Annotated in this window: 20 protein-coding genes, 2 pseudogenes and 1 riboswitch; of the genes and pseudogenes, 18 read left to right on the top strand and 4 right to left on the bottom strand. The window is 49.2% G+C overall.

Annotated elements, in window-relative coordinates:
• Positions 1-8 precede the first annotated feature (8 nt).
• The 18 genes and pseudogenes from ffh (at position 9) to BLT15_RS07840 (ending at position 17,747) form a co-directional block, all read left to right on the top strand.
• A complete protein-coding gene (gene ffh, locus BLT15_RS07925; protein ID WP_089760492.1) occupies positions 9-1,358 on the top strand; it encodes a signal recognition particle protein in 1,350 nt (449 codons plus the stop codon).
• A gap of 35 nt (positions 1,359-1,393) precedes the next feature.
• The gene (gene rpsP, locus BLT15_RS07920) at positions 1,394-1,660 is read left to right on the top strand and encodes a 30S ribosomal protein S16 (protein ID WP_089760490.1); all 267 of its coding nucleotides are present in this window, start codon (positions 1,394-1,396) and stop codon (positions 1,658-1,660) included.
• Positions 1,661-1,677: 17 nt separating this feature from the next.
• Positions 1,678-1,905: a KH domain-containing protein gene (locus tag BLT15_RS07915; RefSeq protein WP_089760488.1), complete on the top strand. Its 228-nt coding sequence runs from the start codon at positions 1,678-1,680 to the stop codon at positions 1,903-1,905.
• A 30-nt stretch (positions 1,906-1,935) separates the two neighbouring features.
• The gene (gene rimM, locus BLT15_RS07910; protein WP_089760486.1) at positions 1,936-2,451 is read left to right on the top strand and encodes a ribosome maturation factor RimM; all 516 of its coding nucleotides are present in this window, start codon (positions 1,936-1,938) and stop codon (positions 2,449-2,451) included.
• Between the two features lie 28 nt (positions 2,452-2,479).
• The gene (trmD, locus tag BLT15_RS07905) at positions 2,480-3,265 is read left to right on the top strand and encodes a tRNA (guanosine(37)-N1)-methyltransferase TrmD (protein ID WP_089760484.1); all 786 of its coding nucleotides are present in this window, start codon (positions 2,480-2,482) and stop codon (positions 3,263-3,265) included.
• Positions 3,246-3,842 carry an RNA methyltransferase gene (locus BLT15_RS07900; RefSeq protein WP_345788690.1) on the top strand — a complete coding sequence of 199 codons (597 nt, stop codon included), beginning with the start codon at positions 3,246-3,248 and terminating at the stop codon, positions 3,840-3,842. The genes trmD and BLT15_RS07900 overlap by 20 nt, the downstream gene beginning before the upstream one ends.
• 37 nt (positions 3,843-3,879) lie before the next feature.
• A pseudogene (gene rplS, locus BLT15_RS07895) lies at positions 3,880-4,215 on the top strand (50S ribosomal protein L19); the annotation flags it as partial.
• A gap of 249 nt (positions 4,216-4,464) precedes the next feature.
• Positions 4,465-5,337 (top strand): ribosome biogenesis GTPase YlqF, encoded by an 873-nt coding sequence (ylqF, locus tag BLT15_RS07890; RefSeq protein ID WP_089760480.1) that lies wholly within the window; start codon positions 4,465-4,467, stop codon positions 5,335-5,337.
• A complete protein-coding gene (locus tag BLT15_RS07885) occupies positions 5,327-6,187 on the top strand; it encodes a ribonuclease HII (RefSeq protein WP_089760478.1) in 861 nt (286 codons plus the stop codon). The genes ylqF and BLT15_RS07885 overlap by 11 nt, the downstream gene beginning before the upstream one ends.
• A gap of 174 nt (positions 6,188-6,361) precedes the next feature.
• The gene (locus BLT15_RS07880) at positions 6,362-7,333 is read left to right on the top strand and encodes a threonine ammonia-lyase (protein WP_089760476.1); all 972 of its coding nucleotides are present in this window, start codon (positions 6,362-6,364) and stop codon (positions 7,331-7,333) included.
• A gap of 97 nt (positions 7,334-7,430) precedes the next feature.
• Positions 7,431-7,787: a YraN family protein gene (locus tag BLT15_RS07875; protein ID WP_089760475.1), complete on the top strand. Its 357-nt coding sequence runs from the start codon at positions 7,431-7,433 to the stop codon at positions 7,785-7,787.
• Positions 7,788-7,796: 9 nt separating this feature from the next.
• Positions 7,797-9,329: a YifB family Mg chelatase-like AAA ATPase gene (locus BLT15_RS07870; RefSeq protein WP_089760473.1), complete on the top strand. Its 1,533-nt coding sequence runs from the start codon at positions 7,797-7,799 to the stop codon at positions 9,327-9,329.
• A gap of 45 nt (positions 9,330-9,374) precedes the next feature.
• The gene (locus tag BLT15_RS07865; RefSeq protein ID WP_089760472.1) at positions 9,375-11,171 is read left to right on the top strand and encodes an SLC13 family permease; all 1,797 of its coding nucleotides are present in this window, start codon (positions 9,375-9,377) and stop codon (positions 11,169-11,171) included.
• Positions 11,172-11,431: 260 nt separating this feature from the next.
• Complete coding sequence (locus BLT15_RS07860) at positions 11,432-13,153, top strand: SulP family inorganic anion transporter (protein WP_089760470.1); 1,722 nt, start codon at positions 11,432-11,434, stop codon at positions 13,151-13,153.
• A gap of 113 nt (positions 13,154-13,266) precedes the next feature.
• A complete protein-coding gene (locus BLT15_RS07855) occupies positions 13,267-13,740 on the top strand; it encodes a SulP family inorganic anion transporter (RefSeq protein ID WP_143423041.1) in 474 nt (157 codons plus the stop codon).
• 440 nt (positions 13,741-14,180) lie between these two features.
• Positions 14,181-16,040 carry an SLC13 family permease gene (locus tag BLT15_RS07850; protein ID WP_089760568.1) on the top strand — a complete coding sequence of 620 codons (1,860 nt, stop codon included), beginning with the start codon at positions 14,181-14,183 and terminating at the stop codon, positions 16,038-16,040.
• 147 nt (positions 16,041-16,187) lie between these two features.
• Positions 16,188-17,309, top strand: coding sequence for a histidinol-phosphate transaminase (gene hisC, locus BLT15_RS07845; protein ID WP_159429870.1), 1,122 nt, complete (start codon positions 16,188-16,190; stop codon positions 17,307-17,309).
• 6 nt (positions 17,310-17,315) lie between these two features.
• The gene (locus BLT15_RS07840; protein ID WP_089760465.1) at positions 17,316-17,747 is read left to right on the top strand and encodes a DUF3842 family protein; all 432 of its coding nucleotides are present in this window, start codon (positions 17,316-17,318) and stop codon (positions 17,745-17,747) included.
• A 557-nt stretch (positions 17,748-18,304) separates the two neighbouring features.
• On the opposite strand, the gene BLT15_RS07835 is transcribed toward BLT15_RS07840, so the two are convergent.
• The 4 genes and pseudogenes from BLT15_RS07835 to BLT15_RS07820 all read right to left on the bottom strand — a co-directional run.
• On the bottom strand, positions 18,305-19,744 hold the full coding sequence (locus BLT15_RS07835; RefSeq protein ID WP_089760463.1) for a sodium/glutamate symporter: 1,440 nt from the start codon (positions 19,742-19,744) through the stop codon (positions 18,305-18,307).
• A 61-nt stretch (positions 19,745-19,805) separates the two neighbouring features.
• Positions 19,806-20,312: pseudogene (locus BLT15_RS07830) on the bottom strand (tyrosine-type recombinase/integrase); the annotation flags it as partial.
• Positions 20,313-20,756: 444 nt separating this feature from the next.
• Positions 20,757-21,245: a type II secretion system protein gene (locus BLT15_RS07825; RefSeq protein WP_200769718.1), complete on the bottom strand. Its 489-nt coding sequence runs from the start codon at positions 21,243-21,245 to the stop codon at positions 20,757-20,759.
• A 19-nt stretch (positions 21,246-21,264) separates the two neighbouring features.
• Positions 21,265-21,352, bottom strand: a riboswitch (cyclic di-GMP riboswitch).
• Positions 21,353-21,839: 487 nt separating this feature from the next.
• Positions 21,840-22,775, bottom strand: a 936-nt coding sequence (locus BLT15_RS07820) for a transposase (RefSeq protein WP_089760459.1), incomplete at its 5' end; no start/stop codon positions are given.

The raw sequence follows: 22,775 nt of genomic DNA, 5'->3' as shown, positions 1-22,775 counted from the left end.
GATTAAATATGGTTTTTGAAGGACTGGCAGAAAAACTTCAGGATACTTTTGACAAACTGAGAGGCAAGGGCAAACTTTCCGAGGAGGACGTAAAATCGGCCTTAAAGGAAGTGCGCATGTCCCTGCTCGAAGCTGATGTCAACTACAGGGTTGTTAAGGATTTCATCAACAATATCGAGGAGAGAGCAGTTGGCGAAGAGGTGATGGAAAGTCTGACGCCGGCCCAGCAGGTCATAAAGATCGTCAAAGAAGAGCTCACTGAACTTATGGGCGGCGAACATCAGGAGATAACATTTGCCGACAGCCCGCCAACGGTCATCATGCTGGTCGGACTGCAGGGTTCAGGTAAGACGACTTCGGCCGGTAAACTGGCCAATCACTTCAAAAAGGAAGGCAAAAGTCCGCTTTTGGTGGCAGCCGATGTCTATCGACCGGCCGCCATAGACCAGCTGGAACAGCTGGGCAAACAGCTGGACGTCGATGTCTTCCAGATGGGAGATGAAAACGATCCGGTCGATATAGTCAAGGGAGCTGTCTCTTCGGCCAGATCTCATGATAACGATATAGTTATCGTGGACACAGCCGGACGTCTGCATATAGACGAGGAGCTCATGGATGAATTAAGCCGGATCAAGGGGGCTGTCGATCCCGAGGAGATCATGCTGGTCGTCGATGCCATGACCGGTCAGGATGCGGTAAATGTGGCCGAAAGATTCACCGAACAGCTCGATATAGACGGTATGTTCATGACCAAGCTCGACGGCGATGCGCGCGGTGGAGCAGCCCTCTCTATTCGAGAAGTTACCGGTCGTCCGATAAAATATGCGGGAGTCGGCGAAAAGCTCAATCAGCTGGAAACATTTCATCCCGACCGCATGGCTTCGCGCATACTGGGCATGGGAGATATGCTCAGTCTGATAGAAAGAGCGGAGGAATCCTTCGATGAGGAGCAGGCTAAAGAACTCGAGGAGAAACTGCGCGAGGATGAATTCACCCTGGAAGATTTTCTCGATCAGATGGACCAGGTGAGAAACATGGGGCCCATCGACGAGATTATGGGTATGATACCCGGCATGGGAGCTGCCAATAAGCTCAAAGATATTCAGGTAGAAGAGGAGCAGCTCGATAAAATTCAGGCCATTATTCAGTCCATGACCGAGGAAGAAAGAAGAGATCCTGATATCATTGACGGCAGCCGCCGGCGGCGGATTGCCAGCGGCAGCGGCACCGAAATTCAGGATGTAAACCGCCTGCTCAAACAGTTCCGTCAGACCAGAAAGATGATGAAGCAGCTCAATAAGAAAAAAGATAAGCTCTCGGGCGGCGGTCTGCCTGGAGGCTTAAATCTACCATTTTAGTAATTATATAGTAATTGGATGGAGGTGAAATTACTATGTCAGTAAAAATCAGATTGAAAAGAATAGGCAAAAAACGTCAGGCTTCTTTCCGGGTGGTGGTCTCTGATTCCAGCAATGCCCCCACCGGCAGTTTTCTGGAGGAGCTGGGCACGTATGACCCCAGACAGCAGCCTTCGCAGGTAGAGATAGACGAGGACAAAGCGCTGGAATGGCTGGAAAATGGAGCCAAACCCTCCAACACAGTCCGCAGCCTGCTTAAGGATACCGGTGTCTGGGCTGAGTTCATCGGCGAAGAAAATTAATCGAAGGAGGGCTGCCAGTGAAAGAGATGCTCGAGATTATCGCCCGCAGCATTGTCGATAACCCCGATGAGGTCGCGGTCGAGGAAAAATCGGGAAAAAAAAGCATCCGCCTCAAACTGCGTGTGGCCGAGGAGGATGTCGGCAAGGTAATCGGCAAACAGGGTCGGATAGCCCGGGCCATCCGCAGGGTTATCAACGCCGCGGCCACCAAAGCCGATAAGAAGGTAAAGGTGGATATTAATTGATCAACCGATATACTGGAGGATTTTTCTTAAATGGATGACGAATTGATACTCCTGGGACAGATTGTGCGCTATCAGGGCAACAAAGGTCATGTCCGGGTAGAACCTCTGACCAACAATATCGATAGGTTCTTTCAGTTAGAGGATGTTGTGGTGGAAAAATCTCCCGGCAACAGCCGGTACGAGATAGAATCCACCCGCACTCAGAACGATTTTGTCGTGCTCAAGCTGGCCGGAGTTGATGATATAGAGGCAGCCGAGGAGCTCAAAGGCAGCTATATCAGCATTTACGAGTCGGAGCTGCCCCGGCTTTCCGAAGATGAATATTATATTTACCGGCTCGAAGGTTTTACCGTCGTCACCAGCGGCGGCCGCAAGCTCGGGGAACTGATGGAGGTCTGGACTGACAGCGGCACGGATGTCTTCGTTGTCAGGAACGATGACCGGGAGGAATATTTGATTCCCGCCGCCCGGGAGATTATCAGCGAGATAGACCAGGAAAAAAGAAGGATTACGGTCGAACCGATCCCCGGGCTTTTAGAGCTTTGAGCAGAGTTTTTTGGAAGGAGCTTAAAGGATGTACTTCGATATTCTGACGATTTTCCCCGACCTTTTTCCGGGACCTCTGGCCGAAAGCATCACCGGTCGGGCCCTGAAAGAGGAGCTGATTGACATAAATCCTGTGGATATCCGCGATTTTACTCAGGACAAACACGGCAATGTCGATGATTATCCCTACGGCGGCGGAGCCGGCATGGTCATGAAACCGGAGCCCATCTACCGGGCCCATAGAGCCTGTGCGGCGCTGAGAGGTGAGCTGCCGGAGACGGTGATGCTCACACCGCAGGGTGAGACCTTTGATCAGGATATGGCCCTTGAGCTCAGTCAGCTGGAGGGGCTGGTTTTGATCTGTGGGCATTACGAAGGCATCGATGAAAGGGTGCGGGAGCTTGTTGTCGATCGGGAAATATCTCTGGGAGATTATGTTCTCACCGGCGGCGAACTGCCGGCCATGATAGTTATAGATGCTATAGCCAGGATGATTCCCGGGGTGGTAGGCGATGAACGCTCACCACGTCAGGATTCTTTTTATCAGGACAGACTGGATTATCCCCAGTACACCCGGCCGCGGGAGTTCAAGGATCTGCGCGTCCCTGAAGTCTTATTGAGCGGCCATCATTCCCGCATCGAGCGCTGGCGCAAAAAGAAAGCTCTGAAAAGAACGCTGGCGCGCCGGCCGGATCTTCTGGAAGATGCCGATCTGATCGAGGAAGAACAGGAGCTTTTAGAGGAGATCAAAGAGGAAAACGCCGCCAGCATGAAAGAAGAAGGCGGCGGGGTCGGTGATAATATTGACCGCTGAAGCTGCCGATGTATATATCTCTCTGATTCACCATCCAGTTTACAACAAAAATGGCCAAAAAATAACTACGACAGTTACCAATCTCGATCTGCACGATATATCAAGGGCTGCCCGGACCTATCAGGTCAAAAAATATTACGTCGTCAATCGCGTCAAATCACAGCGCGATCTGGTCCGGCGTATGCGCGATTACTGGACCAGCGATCACGGCTCCGATTACAATCCGAGTCGTCATGAAGCTTTTCAGGTGCTCGATATTGTAGAAAGCTTCGAAGAAGTACTAAAGGATATCGAAAATGAGGCGGGCGAAAGACCCATAACCGTCACCACTTCAGCTCAGGAGCACGAGGAGGGCGATTCTCTGAGCTTTGCCCGGCTGCGATCGCGCCTGAAGGAGGACAGCCGGCCCTACCTGCTGCTTTTTGGCACCGGCTGGGGGCTCACCGAAGAGATAATATCCGGCTGCGATTTTCTGCTGGAGCCGGTGGAAGGTCCCGGTGATTTCAACCATCTTTCCGTCCGCACCGCAGCCGCCATCATTATGGATAGATTGCTGGGAGAACGCTGGTGGAAATGATGAGAAAAATTTTTACAGAGGAAAGGAGGAAAAAAACATGGATATTTTTGAGCACATAGATCAGGAGGAAAAACGCGACGATGTTCCCGATTTTTCACCCGGCGACACCGTCAAATTACTGATCAAATCCGGAGATTCCAGCCGCAGAGCCCAGCCCTTTGAGGGCATTGTTATCAGCCGAAGGGGCAGCGGCAGTCAGGAGACTTTCACCGTGCGCAAAATCTCACACGGAGTTGGCGTGGAAAGAACCTTCCCGGTTCATTCCCCCAGCCTGGAAAAAATAGAGGTCTTAAAGCGCGGTGATGTCAACAGAGCCAAGCTCTTTTACCTCAGAGAGAGAAAAGGTAAAAAAGCCCGGGTCAGAGAAAAAAGAGGACCTCGACCATTGCAGGGTGAAGAGCTCAGCGAAGAGCCGGCCGGATCAGCCGAGGAGATCGAGGAGTCAGCCGCAGTCACTGAAGAAGCAGAGGAAACAGGCGCGGAGCCGGCGGAAGACTCCGAGTAGGATAATAAAGTCTCTTCAATATTTAAAAATTAGGGGTGGAGGAGAGATCCTCTCGCCCTTTTTTAATTTTTCTTTATCCAATTTTTCATCAAAGCCGGCAGAATAGAGGTGATAGTTATGTCCAGAAAGATAAACTGGTATCCCGGGCATATGGAAAAGGCCCGTCGTAAAATAAGGGAAAAGCTCAAACTGGTCGACCTGGTTTTAGAGATCCGGGATGCCCGCATACCGGCTGCCAGCGGCAATCCTCAGCTGGTTGATCTGCTGGAGAAACAGGAGCAGCTGGTGGTCTTAAACAAAAAAGATCTGGCCGATGAGGCCGCCAGCGAGCGCTGGATTGAGGTGCTTTCCGATAAATATCCGGCCGCCCTGGCCTGCAGCGCAAAAACAGGTGATAATCTGGGGTTGATAGACAAAAAGCTGGATGAGGTCCATCAGAAGCTGCGGCAAAAAAGCCGGCAGAAAGGACGGGAGGGCCGGGAGCTTAGGGCCATGGTTCTGGGGATTCCCAACAGCGGCAAATCGACGATCATCAACAGGCTTTCCAGCCGGGGCAGCGCCGGCACCGGCAAAAAGCCCGGCGTCACCCGGGGACAGAGCTGGATTAATATAGCCGGGGATAAAAAACTTATGGACACTCCCGGGCTTCTCTGGCCCGATATCGAGGACCGTGAACAGGGATTGAAGCTGGCCATATGCGGGTCGGTGCGAATGAAAGTGGTCGACAGCGAGCTTCTGGCCTGTCGGCTTCTGGATTACCTGCGAGAGCTAAATCCGGCCGGACTCGAGAGCAGGTACGATGTGGAGATAAGTCCCCATCAGCACAGTTACGATCTTCTGGCCGAGATAGGCCGGCAGCGGGGATGTCTGCAAAGCGGAGGCAAAGTCGACAGAAATCGGGCCGCGGAGATAGTGGTGCGCGAATTTCAGGAGGCCAGGCTGGGCCGGGTTACCCTGGAAAAGCAGGGGGATTACAGCGATGAAGCTTGAACCGGAGGATTATACTATAAAGCAGTTGAAAGATAAGCTGGCCGATGTCGAGCCTGAGGCCGAGCTGATAAAAATTCTGCGTCAGGACAGCAGAACCGGGGTCAGGGATCTGGCTGCAAAAATGTCCCGGCAGATCGAAAAGCAGGAGCAGCTGAAAAATCTCTGGCATGAGCGGAGCAGAATCGCCGGCGAGCTCAGAGACCGGGGCTTTGAAGCTATATGCGGCCTGGATGAAGCCGGCCGGGGAGCGCTGGCCGGGCCGGTAGCAGCAGCTGCGGTGATCCTGCCCGAGGACTGTTATATCGCCGGACTCGATGACTCCAAACAGTTAAAGCCGGAGCGGAGGATCGAGCTGGCGGCCGAGATCAGGGTCAGCGCCCGGGCCTGGGCGGTCGGTATGGTAAGCCCTGAAGTGATAGACGAGATCGGTATTCTGCCCTCTGTAAAGCGGGCCATGATCAATGCTTTAAAGAAGCTGGATTTAGAACCGGATTATCTGCTCATCGACGGGAGAATATCTCTCAAAGAACTAAAGACCCACCAGAAGGCGCTGGAGAAGGGCGATGGACGGGTGAATTGCATAGCCGCCGCTTCGATCCTGGCCAAGGTCATGCGCGATGCCGTCATGAAGTCTCTTGACGATATATATTCCGGCTATAAGTTTGCCGGCAATATGGGATATGGCACCTCCCATCACCGCCGGGCAATTGAGTGTCTGGGACCCAGCCGCCTGCACCGCCGATCCTTCGGCGGTGTTAGAAGAGATGAGGCCGAAAATCCGAAAAAGCCCAAAAGACAAAAACTTCCCTTTTCCGATTCTCCTGCATCCGGGCAGGAATCTGGCCGCTGAGCGGAGAAATATATATTACACCCTTATCCACCCTGATTTATAATCATCGAGCACCCTCCAGTCCCTGTGAGGGTGTTTTTTTCGGAGGATTAAGCGAAATTACGATCAATTTGGTCGATTTTATGGCACTTCATTATTAATGGCACTTCATCAATGGAAAGGAACTGATCGCGCATGAGCAAAAAGCCGGTAACCTATCAGGATGTAAAAGCTGCCAGAAGGAGAATTCAATCTCGCATATACCGCACACCGCTCACCCATTCCCACAGACTCAGCACCGACCATACCAGTTATTATCTGAAGCTGGAAAGCCAGCAGATCACCAACAGCTTCAAGGTGCGGGGAACTTTGAACAAACTCTCGGCCCTGGCCGAGAAAAAGGGCAGAAAAAAGGTGGCCGCCGTATCATCGGGCAATCACGGGGCCGGTCTCAGCTATGCTGCCAGCATCATGCCCGATTTTGAAGTCGTTATTTTTGTGCCGACCTCAACTCCGGCCGCCAAGATAGACAAGATGCAGTATTACGGGGCCGATGTCAGGCGCGAGGGCGAAAATTTTAACCGGACCCGGCGGATAGCCTTCGATTTCTGTCGGCAAAACGAACATCTGATGGTAGATCCCGACTCGGATATCGAGGTTATAGCCGGTCAGGGAACCATCGTTCAGGAAGTGCTGGATCAAAATCCGGCCGTCGACACCATCATAGTTCCGGTGGGGGGCGGCGGTTTGATCACGGGAATCGCGGTAGCTGCCCGGCAGCTGCGCCCCGATATCACAATCGTGGGAGTACAGACCTCGGCCTGTCCGGCCTTCGTGCGGGCGATAGAGGAGGATACTTTTTACGAGACATATCCCATCGAGGAAAGCATCTGTGATGGTCTGGTAGGAGGTGTCGGTGAAATTCCCTTTCAGATGGCCGATGACTGCATCGATGAGATGATGGAGGTGAGCGAGGAGAGGATCAGAAAAGCAGTCCCCTTTATTATCGGCGAGGAAAAAGCGGTCGCTGAACCGGCCGGGGCCGCCGGGGTGGCAGCCGTCAGAGAAAATCCCTACCGCTTCAGCGGAGATGAAATAGCAATCATCATCTCGGGCGGCAATATAGATGCCGGGCTGATTAAAGAGCTTTTCAACGAGGTTTACTAAATTTATATAATTTTTTAGCTTAGAAGCAGGTAAATCTCCCTGGAAGGAGAAATATTCCTTATAATGGAAAAATTAATTATTCCAGGGAGGAGATAAAATGCATGCCGATCACCGCAGATATCTGGGAGAGATAGGGGAGAAACAGGCGGCAGAATATCTAAAAGAGAAGGGTCATTTTATACTGGCCACCAATTTTACCACCCGGCTGGGTGAGATTGATATTGTCACAAAAAGCGGCGAAGATTTGGTATTCGTGGAGGTCAGGACGGCTTTGTCGGATAAGTACGGACCGCCTCAGTATTCTATAACCGCTGCCAAAAAGCAGCGGATAAGAAAGGTGGCCCGCCTGTATATGTCGCGGCGGGCCAAAGACGTGAGCTGTCGTTTTGATGTGATCACCCTGACCGGGGACTGGAACGATTTCAGGATAAACCATATCCCCGGAGCCTTTTGAGGGATTTTTATGCCAGTATCCCTGATTTCAGGTTCAATTCTGGGAGTTTCGGCCTTTGACGTCGAAGTGGAGATCGACATACAGCGCGGTCTGCCGGCCTTTCGGGTGGTGGGGCTGCCGGATCGGGCCCTGCAGGAGGCCAGAGAGAGGGTGAGGTCGGCCCTTAAAAACAGCGGTCTTGGCTATCCCGACAGAAGGATCACCATAAATCTGGCTCCGGCCGACCGGCGCAAACAGGGTCCGCAGTTTGATCTTTCGATAGCGCTGGGGCTTTTAGCCGCTCAGGGAAGTCTGAGCCGGGAGGCGATAAAAAGCTCTTTCATCGTCGGCGAGCTGGCTCTGGACGGAGAGGTCAGATCGGTGCGGGGAATATTGCCCCTGCTGGATCTGGCCGCCGAGCTCGAACTCGATCGCTTTATATTTCCCGCCGAAAACAAAGAGGAGATCATCTTCGAGCCGGAAATCGAGCTCTGGCCGGTGACCGATCTTAATAGCGCGGTAGATATTTTAAAAAGGACAGATGGGCATAAGGATAAGCGGGACAGATTACAGCCCTGGCAGCCGGGAAAGATCGGCCCGGGCGATAAAGAAGAGACCTATCATTTTCAGCGTATCCCCATTCAGGGGCAGAGGTCAGCCCGTAGGGCGGCAGCAGTGGCCGCAGCAGGCAGACACAACCTCATGTTTTTCGGCCCGCCTGGTTCGGGCAAGACGACGATAGCGCGCTCGATTCCCGATCTCATGCCCCCTCTTTCTTCCGAAGAGAGGCGGGAGATTATGCTCATAGCCAGCGCCGCCGGCGAGAAAATACCTGCTGGACGACCCTGGCGCGATCCCCATCATTCTATAACTCCGGCCGGTCTGGGGGGAGGCGGACGCTCGCCCACCCCCGGCGAGGTGACTTTAGCTCATAGAGGCGTTTTATTTCTGGACGAACTGCCCGAATTCGACCGCAGAGTGCTCGAACTTCTGCGCCAGCCGTTGCAGGATGGATATATCCATCTGGTCAGACACGAGTACAATCTGCGGATGCCGGCCGATTTTATGCTGGTTGCGGCTTTAAATCCCTGTCCCTGTGGCTTTTTCGGTCAGAGCTCGCAGAACTGTCGATGCAGCAGAAACCAGATAATATCCTACCGCAGCAGGCTTTCCGGTCCACTTCTGGACAGAATAGCCATGCAGGTCGAGGTGCCAGCCCTGAGCACCGATGAGATCGTCTATACCAGCCCGGATGAATCTCTCGATGCCCGCCTGAAAAAAGCGGTGCTGCGGGCCAGAAATTTTCAAAAATCCCGCAACGATGGTCATTTCAATTCTCAGCTGGCCGGTGATAAAATCGCCGATATCTGCCGGCTGGGCAGCAGTGAAAAGAAATTTTTGGCCGAAGCTTTAAACCGGCTTGAGATCAGCAAAAGAGGTTACGATATAATTCTTCGGCTGGCCCGGACGATAGCCGATATGGAAAAAACAGATAAGGTCGAAAGCTCTCACCTGGCCGAGGCTTTGCAGTACCGGGGGCTTTCCCGCCCGGTCAGAGCCTGATAATTTCAGCGAAAAGTTACGGCAAAGAATTCTGGAGGTAAATTTATGGAAACCGGAGTGCTGATTGTTTTCACCCTGATGATCTTTCTCATAACCATGTTTATAATAGAGCCTATAAGCATCGACCTCATTGCGCTTTCCGTGCCGGTGCTTCTCGTCATACTTCAGCCCTGGACGGGCGTTACTCCCGAGCAGGCCATATCCGGTTTTTCCAGCTCGGCCACCATCACCATCGGGGCTATGTTCGTGATCAGCACGGGCGTGGAGAGAAGCGGTGTGGTTCACGTGATGGGCGAGAAGATCATGAGCATGACGGGTGATGACAGAAGAAGACAGCTGATATTGATAATTTTCATATCCGGTTTTGTGGCCGGCCTTATCAACAACACGCCGGTGGTGGCTCTTTTCATTCCGATGGTTATGTCCATAGCGAACAAATCAAGCATGTCTCCTTCTAAATACCTGATACCGCTTTCCTATGCGGCCATGATGGGCGGTATGCTCACGCTGATAGGTACTTCTTCCAACATAGTGGCCAACGATATAGTCAGCGATCATCTTGGGCGGGGCTATTCCATGTTCGAATTCACCCATCTGGCCCTTATCGCCTTTGTGATAGGTTCCGTCTATCTGATATTCTTCGCCAGCCGCTTTATTCCTCCCCGGATAGATCCTGAGGAAGAACTGACCGAGGAGTTTAAGATAGACAGATATCTGACCGAGGTTGTGATCAAGGAGGATTCCAGCATTGTGGGCATGACGGTAGAGGAAGCGCTGGAAAGCTTAGATTACGATATCGATATAGTCCAGCTCATCCGGGATGACCAGAAATTTTTCGAACCGCTGAACAACAAGATTATCCAGGCAGGCGATCACTTTGTCATCACCTCCGATCATGAGAGTTTGATCCAGGTGATCAAGGGCCGGGCACTGCGCATTCTATCCCGCACCCATTTTTCCCAGGAGGAGCTGGAGGCCAGACAGGAAAACCAGAAGCTGGTCAAACTGGTGGTGCCGCATGGTTCGTTTCTGGCCGGACAGACTCTGAGGGATGTAAACTTCCTGGAGAGATATCAGACCACTGCTCTGGCCATAAGACAGGAAGAGGAAATTCAGCACACCAAGCTGGAGGACATAATTCTGCAGCCAGGAGCTGTGCTGCTGCTCACAGCCGGCCCCGAGACGCTGCAGAGGCTGAGGACCAACCGCAACTTCATCATTTCCGGAGGGATAGATTATTCCGGTTACCGAACCGATAAAATAAAGATCTCGCTGAGCATACTTTTTGCGGTCATCGCTCTGGCCGCCCTCAACGTTCTGCCCATCGTTATCTCCGCTTTAGGCGGTGTGGTGGCTATGGTTCTGACAGGTTCGCTCAAGCCGCTCGAGGTTTACGATGCGGTCAACTGGAATGTCATCTTCCTGCTCTCGGGTCTGATACCGCTGGGTGTTGCCATGGATAATACCGGCACGGCCGAATTCGCCGCCGAGCAGATCATGCGTCTTGAGGGAATTCTGGCCCCCGTGACCATACTGATTCTTTTTTATCTGATGACGGTAGGAATAGCCAACCTGGTGGGCAATAACGTAAGCGTTATACTGATGCTGCCCATAGCCATCGATGCGGCCGGCAAGCTGGGTTTAAATCCCTTAGCCTTCGCCCTGACGGTGACCTTTGCCGCCAGCTCGGCCTTCCTCACGCCGATCGGCTATCAGACCAATCTCATGGTTTACGGCCCGGGCGGCTATAGATTTTTTGATTTCTTCAAAGTTGGTCTGCCGCTGCAGATAATTATGTCCTTTCTGATACCGGTGTTAATCGCGCTGTTCTGGGGGCTTTAATATTTAAGCTCATTTTCCCAAACCGTTGTTTAAAAAATGCTATATATGCTGGAAAGATGTATCTGTTCAGCTTTTTACTGCAAGCTGTAAAATTAAAGTTAACAGAAAATTTTCCTCGGTTTAAGCTTAGATTTCGGGCAAATAAAGAATATACAAAATGATGATTGCAATTCTTCCTAATACCTGTTAAAATGACGTAAGTGGATGTGAGAAATGGATTGTCGGTGCCGGTTTTTGTCCAGTTTACTGAGGAGAATTCGATGAAGCTGAGAGAAAGAATTTCTTTTATTCCCAAAAATAAGAAACATGCCAGAGATGACCTTATGGCCGGATTGTCAGTAGCAGCTCTGGCGCTGCCGCAGAATATGGCCTACGCACTGATCGCCGGCCTGGATCCGATATTCGGTCTGTATACCTCGATAGTCGCCATGCTGGCGGCGACATTCGTCGGATCTTCCAATTATCTTATCGTCGGCCCCACCAATATCATGGCGCTGGCGGTGGCCAGCAGTCTGGCCGGCATCGAGACCGGCTATCTGGAAGCGGTTTTGTTGTTCACCTTTATGGTGGGAGTATTTCAGCTGCTTTTGACTTTTTTACGGCTGGGAGAACTGATCAATTTTGTCTCCCGCTCGGTAGTGGACGGCCTGACGGCCGGAGTATCTCTGCTTATCATAGCCGGCCAGCTTGGTAATCTCACCGGTATAGAATACGAATCGGGCAGCAATCTCCTTCTGGAAATAGTGAGTTTTGCCGCCGCCTTCAACGGCGTCAATCTCCATGCGCTGATCGTGGGTGCAGTTACCATGGGGATTATAATTATATTGAAGACTTTCAAACCCGCTCTGCCGGCCTATCTGCTGGCCATATCTGTCTCCGTGCTTATCGTTTTTATCGGCGGCTGGCAGGATTATATGCCGGTGGTGGAAAGATTTCCGGGAGGTCTGCCCGGATTTACCCCGGTCAGTATCACCGGATTTGATCTGGGTTTTGTCCGCAGCTACTGGTCTGCCGCTCTTTCTGTGGCCGTACTGGGCTTTATCCACGTGCTGGGCGCCCTCAAGTCGATGGAGGCCCATACCGGCGAGGAACAGGACTTTAACCGGGTGTTTTTCGGCCAGGGAGTTATCAATATAATCTGCTCTTTTTTCAGCGGCTTTGCAGTAACCGGCTCTTTTACCAAAAGTTTTGCCAATCTGCAGGCCGGCGCCAGAAGCCGGCTTTCGGAGCTGGTAGCAGCTCTGACCATGATTGTATTTATCACTCTCTTTCGCCCGGTGGGAGAATATATCCCCATAGCCGGGCTGGCAGGTCTGGTCATCATGGTGGCGGTAAAGATGGTCGATTTCGGCGAGATCAGGGATTGTTTCATCAATAAATTCGACGCCCTGATATTTTTAGCGACCTTTTTGATGACCATTCTGGCCCCGCGGATAGATTATGCAATCTACTTCGGTATGATAATATCCTTTATTTTGATATTAAAGGAGACAAGCCAGGTCAAATACTCCCATATAGATTACGAAGAGGAAAACGGGGATTTTATCGAGAAAAAACCCGAGGAGGATAACGGGGGAGAGAACGAAGAATACACCGTCATAAATTTAGCCGGCAATATTGTTTTCAGCGCCTCTGACAATTTCAAGGAGAAACTGGATGTGAGTTTCCAGGAGGAACAGAAATTCGTTCTGCGCATGCGCGAGGTCGAGAGCATAGACCTGACCTCGCTCAAGGAGCTGGAGAAATTTATCGACAGGGTGCAGGAGCACGGCGGTGTCGTCATAGTCTGCGGTCTCAATGAGGAGATCAAGAAGCTTTTTGAAAATTATCAACTCGATGCCAAGATAGGCGATGATAATGTCTTTGAGACGCACGACAGTCTTTTGGCTTCGACAGAATCAGCCATAGAACAGGCCAATGACACCGAGCTGCCCTGCGATCAGAATGAAAGCGGCGATGAGGATGATTGCTGTAATAGTTAAATATGAACGAATTTAAAGCCCCGGAAAATTGTAATTGTCTGCAGGCAGGCAAAAAAATTTAAATAAGATAAAGAAAATGAGTTCCGGGGTTGAATCCGGGCTCTTTTTTTTATATGGAATCCGCCGATGATCTCCCGTTTTTGCCCGATAATGTCGGAGAGGTTAAAGATGACCTGCTGGCCGGTTTTTCGGTGGCCGCCCTGGCTCTGTCCCAGAACATGGCCTGCGCTTTGATCGCCGGGCTCGATTCCATTTACGGACTTTACACATCGATAGTGGCCATAGCCAGCAGCCTATCCGGAGTCGAGATCGATTACTTCCAGGCGGTCCTGCCCTTCACCTTTATGGTCGGCGCCTTCCAGCTGATGCTGGTCGTGCTGCGCCTGGGCGAGCTGGTCTATTACGTCTCTCGCTCGGTTATAAACGGTCTTACTGCCGGTCTGCCCGATTTTACTCCCGTCGGATTCAGCCCGGGATATATGTCCGATTATTTTCCCGTCACCCTCACCATCGTCCTGTTTATCACTCTTTTCCGCCCGGTGGGTATATACCGATACTGGTCCTGGCCGGGCTGGTCATCATGGTAGCTGTAAGGATGGTCGATTTAGAGGAGATCAAGGACAGCTGCCGCCACCGAGGCAGCCATAAATAAGGCAGAGGATATCGATCTGCCCTATGATACGGATAAAAGAGAGGAAGAGTCTGAAGGAGAACGATGTGAACCGGCCTCCGGCCCTTGCTGCAGGGCAGTGCGTTGGAGTTTAACCGGAGCTGAAAGCTGATTGCAGTGTAACGGGCGCCGTGTTATAATTATTAGGGGATGGCACTGAATTTTTGAGTAGAGCAGGTCAAATTTAGGCAGCTTTTGCGGCATATATATAAAAAAGATGGATGTGTCGGAGGTTGTTGCTTTAATATGTTCGATTTTTTACATTTGCTGGATTTTAGAGAGACAGGACCTACATATAAACTGGTATATAAATTAATGGCAGTTATTTTTCTCTCGTCGCTGCTGATAATAACGCTTATGCCCGGGGCAGTTCAGGCCGAAGAGCCCGATGTCGGAGCCGGGCCAGGCGAGGAAGCTGCTCTCGATATTGACATCATAGTGATGATAGCCTATATTATAATTATTCTGGTTCTTTTTATTCTGGAACCGATCCGGCTCGATCTGATAGCGGTGTTAATTCCCGTGGGACTGGTCTTTTTAAATCCCTGGACCGGCATAGGCAGCGAGGAAGCTTTGAGTGGCTTTTCCAACAGCGCCACCATCACCGTCCTGGCCATGTTCATTTTGAGCGAGGGAATTCAAAAAAGCGGCCTGGTGCAGATAATCGGCGATAAAATTTCCCGGATCACCGGCGGCGATGAGGTCAAACAGATCGGCGTCATCTCCTCGCTTTCCGGAACGCTTGCCGGCTTTATCAACAACACGCCGGTCGTTGCCATTTTTATACCTATGGTCACCGATCTGGCCCGCAGCACCAATATCTCCCCTTCAAAACTTTTGATCCCCCTTTCTTACGCTTCAACCATGGGCGGAATGCTGACTTTGATAGGCACCGCCACCAATCTTTTGGCCAGCGATATCTCGGACAGATTGATCGACCGGCCCTTTAACATGTTCGAATTCACCCATCTGGGCGTGCTGGTTTTGATAACCGGGGTAATTTATTTCGTTACCATCGGCCGTAAATTGCTACCTGATCATATCAAGCCCGAAGAGGGGCTGGTCGAAGAGTACGAAATGGAGGAGTTTATGGCCGAGGTTATAGTGGAGAAAAATTCGCCGCTGGTGGGAAAAAGCGTGGGAGAAACATTGAGGGAATCCGAGCTGGATATGGATCTGATGATGATTACCAGAGGAGGAGAACAGTTTATTGAACCGCTGCAGGCCAAGAGCATCCGTCAGGGTGATCGCCTGGTCATTCGCAGCTCCCGGGATACTCTTATGCAGCTGATGAATCGCGAGGGACTGCGCTTTCGGGCCGATTATCAGGTGAGCGAGGATCAGCTGGAAGAACCTCCCCGGGGTCAAAAACTCGTGGAAGTTGTCATTCCCAATGGTTCTTACTTTGCCGACCAATCTCTGGCCGATGTTAACTTTTCGGAGAGATATGACACCTGTGTGATGGCGGTTCGCCGCGGCAGCGAGCTTTCTCATTCGAGCCTGGATGATATAGTATTACACCCGGGCGATGTTCTGCTGCTTCTGGTCAACGATCCCACCCTGAAAAGACTGCGCCGGCGCCGCGATGTTATCGTGGCCCGGGAAATGGAAAAAGAGGATTATCGCCGGGAGAAGATTCCCCTTGCAGTTGCTATACTGGCCGGAGTGGTGGCCTTCGGGGTCACCGGGATTGTTCCGATCGTGATTTCGGCCCTGGCCGGGGTGCTGATCATGGTCGTCACCGGCTGTGTCGAACCCACCGAAATTTACGAGGCTGTTAACTGGGAGATAATATTTTTGATGGCCGGATTAATACCTCTGGGTACGGCCATGGAACTGACAGGGACTGCCGATTATATTGCCGGCCAATTTTTGCTGCTGGCAGGAGGTCTGCCTCCACTGGGTATTCTGGCTCTTTTTTATCTCTTTACCTCGCTGGTTACAAACGTCATCAGCAACCGGGGCAGCGTTGTCATGATGGTTCCGGTGGCAGTTGACGCGGCCTTAAGAATGGGAGCGGCGCCCTTTCCCTTCGTGCTGGCCGTGACCTTTGGAGCCAGCACCGCCTATCTAACTCCGGTCGGCAACCAGGTGCACCTGATGGTTTACGGTCCCGGCGGCTATGATTTCATGGATTATTTCAAGGTGGGGCTGCCCCTGCAGCTGCTGCTGGCGGCGGTAGTCTCGCTGGGAATATTCTTTTTCTGGGGGATTTAAACTCTATTTTCCTCCTGACGGCCCGGTTCCGGCAGGGTTAACTGCATTTGCTGTATTTGTTGACAGCTCTGAAAATAAGGGATATAATATTTAGCAAATAGTTTTAACAATTTGTCGCGCTAAACGAAAAAAGGAGGTAGAATGAATTTGCGAGCAGATATTTTCGAGCAGATCAATCAATCGATAGGCAGGATGAGCAAATACAAGCCGGGAGCGGGTAAGGAGGAGATAGCCGATGAGTACGGCCTGGATGAGATTATAAAACTTTCCTCCAACGAGAATCCGCTGGGATGTGCTGATGAGGTCCGGCAGGCCCTAAACGAAAAGCAGTTTCATTATGCCCGCTATCCCGACGGAGAATGCCGGGCGCTGAGGGAGAAACTGGCTGAATTTTACAATCTGGATTTTGAAAATGTAATCGTCGGGAACGGCTCCGATCAGATCATCGATCTGGCCGCCGAGCTTGTGACCGAGCCGGGGGATGAGATTTTGATGGGCGATCCCACCTTTGCCAAATATCAGCTCACCTGTCATGCGCTGGGCGTTAAACCGGTGAAAGTGGAGCTCGATGAGAATTTTCGCCATGATCTCAAGGCCATGCAGGAGGCCATCACCGAGAGGACGCGGGTGATTTTCATCTGCGATCCCAACAATCCCACCGGCACCACGGTTTCGGAAGGAGAGTTAAAAGATTTTCTGGACGAGATTCGCGATGATATCCTGGTTGTGATCGATCAGGCCTACTGCGAGTACGTGACCGCCGATGATTATTTCGGGGGAATCGACAGCCTGAAGGATTATCCCAATCTGCTGGTCTTGAGGACATTTTCCAAAATATACGGACTGGCTGCTTTAAGGGTCGGCTACGGGCTGGGGAACAGTGAGATAATCGAGCATCTGCACAGGATAAGAAATCCCTTCAACGTCAACGCGGTAGCCCAGCTGGCCGCAGCCCGGGCCCTGGAATGTCAGAAGCATGTCGAAAAATGCCGGGAGATGAATGCCGGGCAACGCCGGCTTTTTGCCGAAAAATTTGAGGAGTTCGGTCTGGAGTATGTTGACAGCCAGGCCAACTTCATGATCGTCGATACCGGTCTTTCCTCCGGAGAAGCCTTCGAACATTTTGCCCGTCGGGGAGTCGTGGTCCGCTCGGTCAAATCCTTCGGCCTGGACCGCTGGATACGTTTTACCCTGCCGCCGGCGGATAAAAGCGAGAAGGTTCTAAAGGCTTTTTCCGAGCTGCCGGCGCTCCTCGAAAAGGGGGTATGATAAATTTTGCAGCTTGCAGTGATTGACGGAATGGGCGGCGGCCTGGGGGCTCAGCTGACCGAAAAGCTGGATGGCGCCATCGGAGATGAAGTCGAAATAATCGCGCTGGGAACCAATGCCCAGGCCACCGGCCGCATGCTCGAGGCCGGCGCCGATAGGGGGGCCAGCCGCGACAATGCCATAATTCACATGAGCGGGCGGGTGGATATTATCGCCGGCCCGCTGGGTATTATGATACCCAACTCCATGATGGGGGAGATAAGCCCCGCCGTGGCCGAAGCCGTTGCTAAAAGCGGGGCCAAAAAATTTATATTATCGATACAGCAGCCCCACTTTGAACTGGTAGGCCGCAAAAGCAATAGCCTGGATGAGCTGCTCGATGAACTGACCGAAGAGATAGCCGGGTATGTTGAAGGTGAAAGCGGTGAGAGTAAATGAACTCGCTCGACTTCCGGGAGAAATGAAAAGGGGAAATAGGTGGGCGGTTTGAAAGGGCGATGAGTTATACAGTACCTGAGTGAAAAAGCATGGTGGAGTATGTCTTGAAAGTTTAATCATCATATATTTATTTTAGATTACCAGGTGTAAGAAGCTCCAATCTTTTATTCAAGCCGAATTAGAATAGCCAGAATGATAGAACAGAAAAATCATAATCAACTCGGCTGATCAAAAGGCCCGTCATCTACATCTTCATAAATCTTACCGTTTTCCCCTATCACAATATTGCTGGGATCATAACTGCTTCCGTTGCCCTTGCCGCCGCCAATATCGCCGGCATTTGCCGAAGGAAATATTTTTTCCTATGCTAATAATATTATAATACAATCAGGTTAATTTGCAAAGAATGAGACTATTGGAGTTCAGGATGTCGTTTACAGGGTTGAATGCACAATTTTTGTTCTAATTTGTAGGGGGAGTAACCCTGGCAGCGATAATGATTAACTATTCTTTTGAAAGACTTCAAAAACCACCAAACATAATCAAAATTGCCTTTATTAAACAAAAAGAGAAAATCTTTCGCCTTTTTGCTTCGCTGCCCGGGCCAGCCGCGAAACTAACGAACGACCCTGCCCCCAATAACCCAGCATTTTTGCTAAAATACAATTCAGTATGATGACTCCCAGACTGAGTAAAAAGATGAATTCGATACCCCACATTTGAGCTACAATCGGCATGAAAGCTAATAAACTGAACATGATGGGAGCATGAAAGGCATGTCTGTAGGAAAAATGTTCAAGGACTGGAGTTTCAAACTGAGGGTCGACAATTCGTAAAAGCAGCATTCCTATAGGGACATTACCCATGGCTTGTCCGTAATCGACCAGCATCCTTTCAGCCCAATAATCAGGCATGATCAACGGGGCAACTGACAGCGCTATAAAAAGCGTCCATATAATCCCGGCGGCTATGATGAGGGCCATCGGTATAGAGGACTGTAGGACAAGAGGGATATCCAACGAGGCAAACACAGACAGAATGCAGAATTCAAGTGCCAGGTTCTGCAATCTTTTCGTTAGTCCCCGATCAACAATATGACCATACCCCAGCTTGCTGATAATTCCCTGCAACAGCATACCGCAAAGCATAGCAAAGGGAAACAGCGGAGCAAAACTGAAAAACTGCCCTATGCCCCCGGGGATCATACCGAGAGCTGTGATAAACCCCCAACCTCCGAACATGGTAACACCGAATAAACAAAAGACAAGGGCTATCGGCTCAATCGCCTGGGGGACAGTCGTAAGATTTCCGGCTGATTCAAAATCTTCTTCGCGATAAAGGCCACGACGAATATAATCGGGAATGTCTTCAGGTTTATCAGCTATTTTTGTCTGATCTCGACGTACAAGCCAGTTGATGATCCCGACTCCCAGTATACATCCCCCTATAATCCCCATAACACCGGCGGCAATTCCTAGTTGAACACCTTCTGGATACCAGCCCAATTCTTTGAAAGTCGATGTATAACCAACAGCGACGGTGGCCCCTCCGTCAAAACCAATGGGGATTAGGGTTCCAAAGGCATCGGGTAAATCGTAAAATCTATTGATAATAAGAATCATGGCGAGGCTGGGAAGCATCAGCTGTCCCCAGGATAGAAGCTGGCCGTGAATAATTTGGGGCCCAGCTTTTCGGAATGAACGCCGCGGGTTCGGTATTTTTCTGCCGATAAACATTCCGGCAAAAACGAAGTTAAGCAAAAAGATCGATATTTCCCCAAAATTGCCGTATATATCCTGAATAATTTGTGGAAATGTGAGATAGTTCGCCCAGGTAAAAGGGCTTACTAAAATAGCAACGATTCCTCCTATCGCTGCTGCCGGGAGTAAAAGATACTGCAATATTTGGAATCGAAGTCGGATTAATTTTCCAACCCCCAGAAAAAAAGACAATAACGCAACATGAAACATAGCTATGATAAAAGGCTGATATTCCAATCTTTTCCTCCTTTTCTGTGTGTAAACAAGCAAGCAGCGGCACGAAAACCGGCTCAACTTTTTAAAATTTGAAAAAAACTCTGTGGATTCTACTATCGTAATGGATGAGTATGTTAAAAATAGCCTTTAATTCAGCCACATCTATATCTTCATTATTTTTATGGCGATGGGTGAAGCCTGGAGAACCATGATTAAATAATTTTTGCAGCATGGCCACGTCTTTCTGTTCCTTGTAATGATGATATCCGAAAGTTTTTCGCAAAGAATGAGTGCCTATTTTCTCAATTTCCAGCTTATCTGCCGCTTTTCTCAAAATTCGATAGGCCTGCATCCGGGTGTTAGGCTGATTATCACTCTGGCGGCACTTATATAAATACTCCTCATCATCTTTGCCACTAATATATTTGTCCAAGTCTTTTTTAAGCTGGCCGTTGATCATTTGTTTTTTAGTTTTACACGTCTTTTCCTCGGTTATCTCTATGTGTGGTCTATCCTTTATGTCATTCACCCGTAGCTGAAGCAGGTCCCCTGTTCTAAAACCGGTATTAATCCCCAAGCTAAATAAAAGATAATCTCGGCTCTGCCCTCTTCATTTTTGCTGCCCCTCTCATCTCTTGCTATGATCATTATAATACATTCAGTATAATAAACCAAAATAATATGTTCCTCTAATCATATTTCTATTCTAATAAAACTGTTCTCCTGCTTGATGAATAAGCAATAATATCATATTGAATAACTGTAACATAATAGACACTGTGTTGTATCGATGCTGTCAATCAGGGCTGTTTGACCGAGAAATCTGGAGAAAATCGGAGAAATTAAAAGTTCTGTTCTGAGATTGACCAACTATATGAAGAAAAGTGAATATAGTTCTAATCTGCTCTGAGAGGTATTTAGAATATGTGAGAGGTAATAAGTAGCTTAGAGAAGGAATAATTGCTTAGAAATAAAAAAGCCCCCGAGATGGGGGCAGCTTACTAAATTCCTTATATGATTTTATAGATTTGGTTTAAAATCCAGGCCTATCCTCTTGCCACTCCGTATTGCCATCTTGGTCGATGTATACAACATTGTCGTCTCCAAATTCATCCTCCTGAAAGACTAGGTATATATAATAATCGTCATTGTCGGCATCCTCATCGTCTTGGTTGAACCAAACTTCCTCACTTGCAAGACCCTCATCCTCTTCTCCTTCATAATATTCATCAACGAGTCCTTGAGCCGTCTCCGTCAGGCCCTGGAATCTTGGATTTAATGATTCAGATAAATCTCCCTCATCTTCATAAGGAAATTGCTGATGACGGGCATAATAAGATTCAGTGAGACTTCTCACGCTGCTAAGCTCACCTTCAATTCTTCCTTGCTCAGCATCGCCAATCATACCTGCAACGTTGGGAAAAGTAAATGCAGCTAGCACTCCCAAAATACCGAGAACAACCATAAGCTCAACTAAAGTAAAACCGCGCTGTCCTCTCATAACATTTTTAATTCTGCTCATTATTTTTCCTCCTTTTATGGTTTTTCCTGGTCGGTTTCACCACTGGCTTACTGACATCTCATAGGTGACCAGATTTCCGATGCCAGCTCTTCGCCTCCAGGAGGAATTATAAGTTAGTAATGTGATTAGATTTATGTGCAGCCCCCGATAATAGGGTTTTTATAATCACAGAGCTTATAATCCTCTGTCATAGCCTGATAATAAACTTTCAATTTCAAAATCCTAAGTTACTCGCTCATAACTGTGTTGCATTCAGGTTTTTTTTCAAATCCTATATTAAAAAGGACAATTGTATCTAAGCCAGAAATAATTTTTTCAAAGCCCTTTATAGTACTTTCTTACTACAACAACATAACATATTTTAAATAAATTGTAAAGGAAATTTAGCATAAAGCTTTTTTCGGTAGGTCCAATTTTCCTTTTTTAAATCTGATGATTCGTCGTTTTAAACCCAGAGTTTTTAAATAATGATCCGATACCAGGCTCTTTATATCCTTTCCGGAATAAGTTTTGTTTTTTGCCGGTAAATCAGACATACTTCTTCCTTCCAGGTTGTTTTTAATTTTTAAATTACTGATTCCAGGCAGTTATTTTTCAAGCAGCCTGTACCAAACTGCGAATTTTATTTCTCTGCCCTTCTTTAATTCTTCCTACTGCCATAGCCAGCATTATTAAAAGAGATAATCCTGTCTTTAATTTCATCTTCTTTAATCCCCGCACAGTATGCTCGCTGAAACCTAAAGGACCTTCCAATCTACTGTTTACCCTTTCCACTGCTGATCTCTTATTGGAAATTCTCTCCCATTTGTAGCTGGAGCGAGCAACCGGGGTAAATCTTCTTTTGTCCTCGCTCAATGAAATTCTTATGCTCGAAGAAACTGAACACTCTTTTTTGCCTTTACAATCACATCCATAGTGCCGGGCGGGACAGCGGTATTTTAACGTTTCTCTTTTCTTTTCAAATCCCCCATAGGCCATCTCTCTTCTTACTCCCGTGGCTGGATCATAACAGTATACGCTGGCTTTATAATCATAAACAATATTATTCCAGCCGGGCAAAATTCTCGTACCCTCTCCCTCCCACATATTGCGTATATCTATTATCGGTTTTATTTCGTGTTCATCATAGAGCTTCTTGCTTAACTTGCCGTCATCATAGCCTTTGTCACCTAACAAATGACGGCAGTTTTCCATAAGTTCTGAATGTTTTTCCGCGGTGTCCTCTACAAGTTTGTGAGCCTGAGGCTCTTCTCCAGCAGAAGCTTGAGTAACGGTGAAATTTATCGGCAGTTCATATTCTGCATCTATCAAAAGATGTATTTTGTAGCCAAACCAGCTCTTTAACTCTTCATATGTATTTCCATCTTCATCCTCGCATTCATACTTTTTTACGCCCCAATTGGCCTCAAGATCGCTGCGCCTATCACCTTTTCTCTTTTTCAGTTCTTCTTTATCATAATCATGAGGATTGGCAAAACTCTCTACGGCTTTGCCGTCTACTGCCATAACCTCTCCAAAATCATCTATTAA

The organism is Halarsenatibacter silvermanii (genome assembly GCF_900103135.1).
GTDB classification, from domain to species: domain Bacteria; phylum Bacillota; class Halanaerobiia; order Halanaerobiales; family Halarsenatibacteraceae; genus Halarsenatibacter; species Halarsenatibacter silvermanii.
The sequence above is the reverse complement of the archived record's forward strand: the minus strand, read 5'-3'. Positions and strand labels throughout refer to the sequence as shown.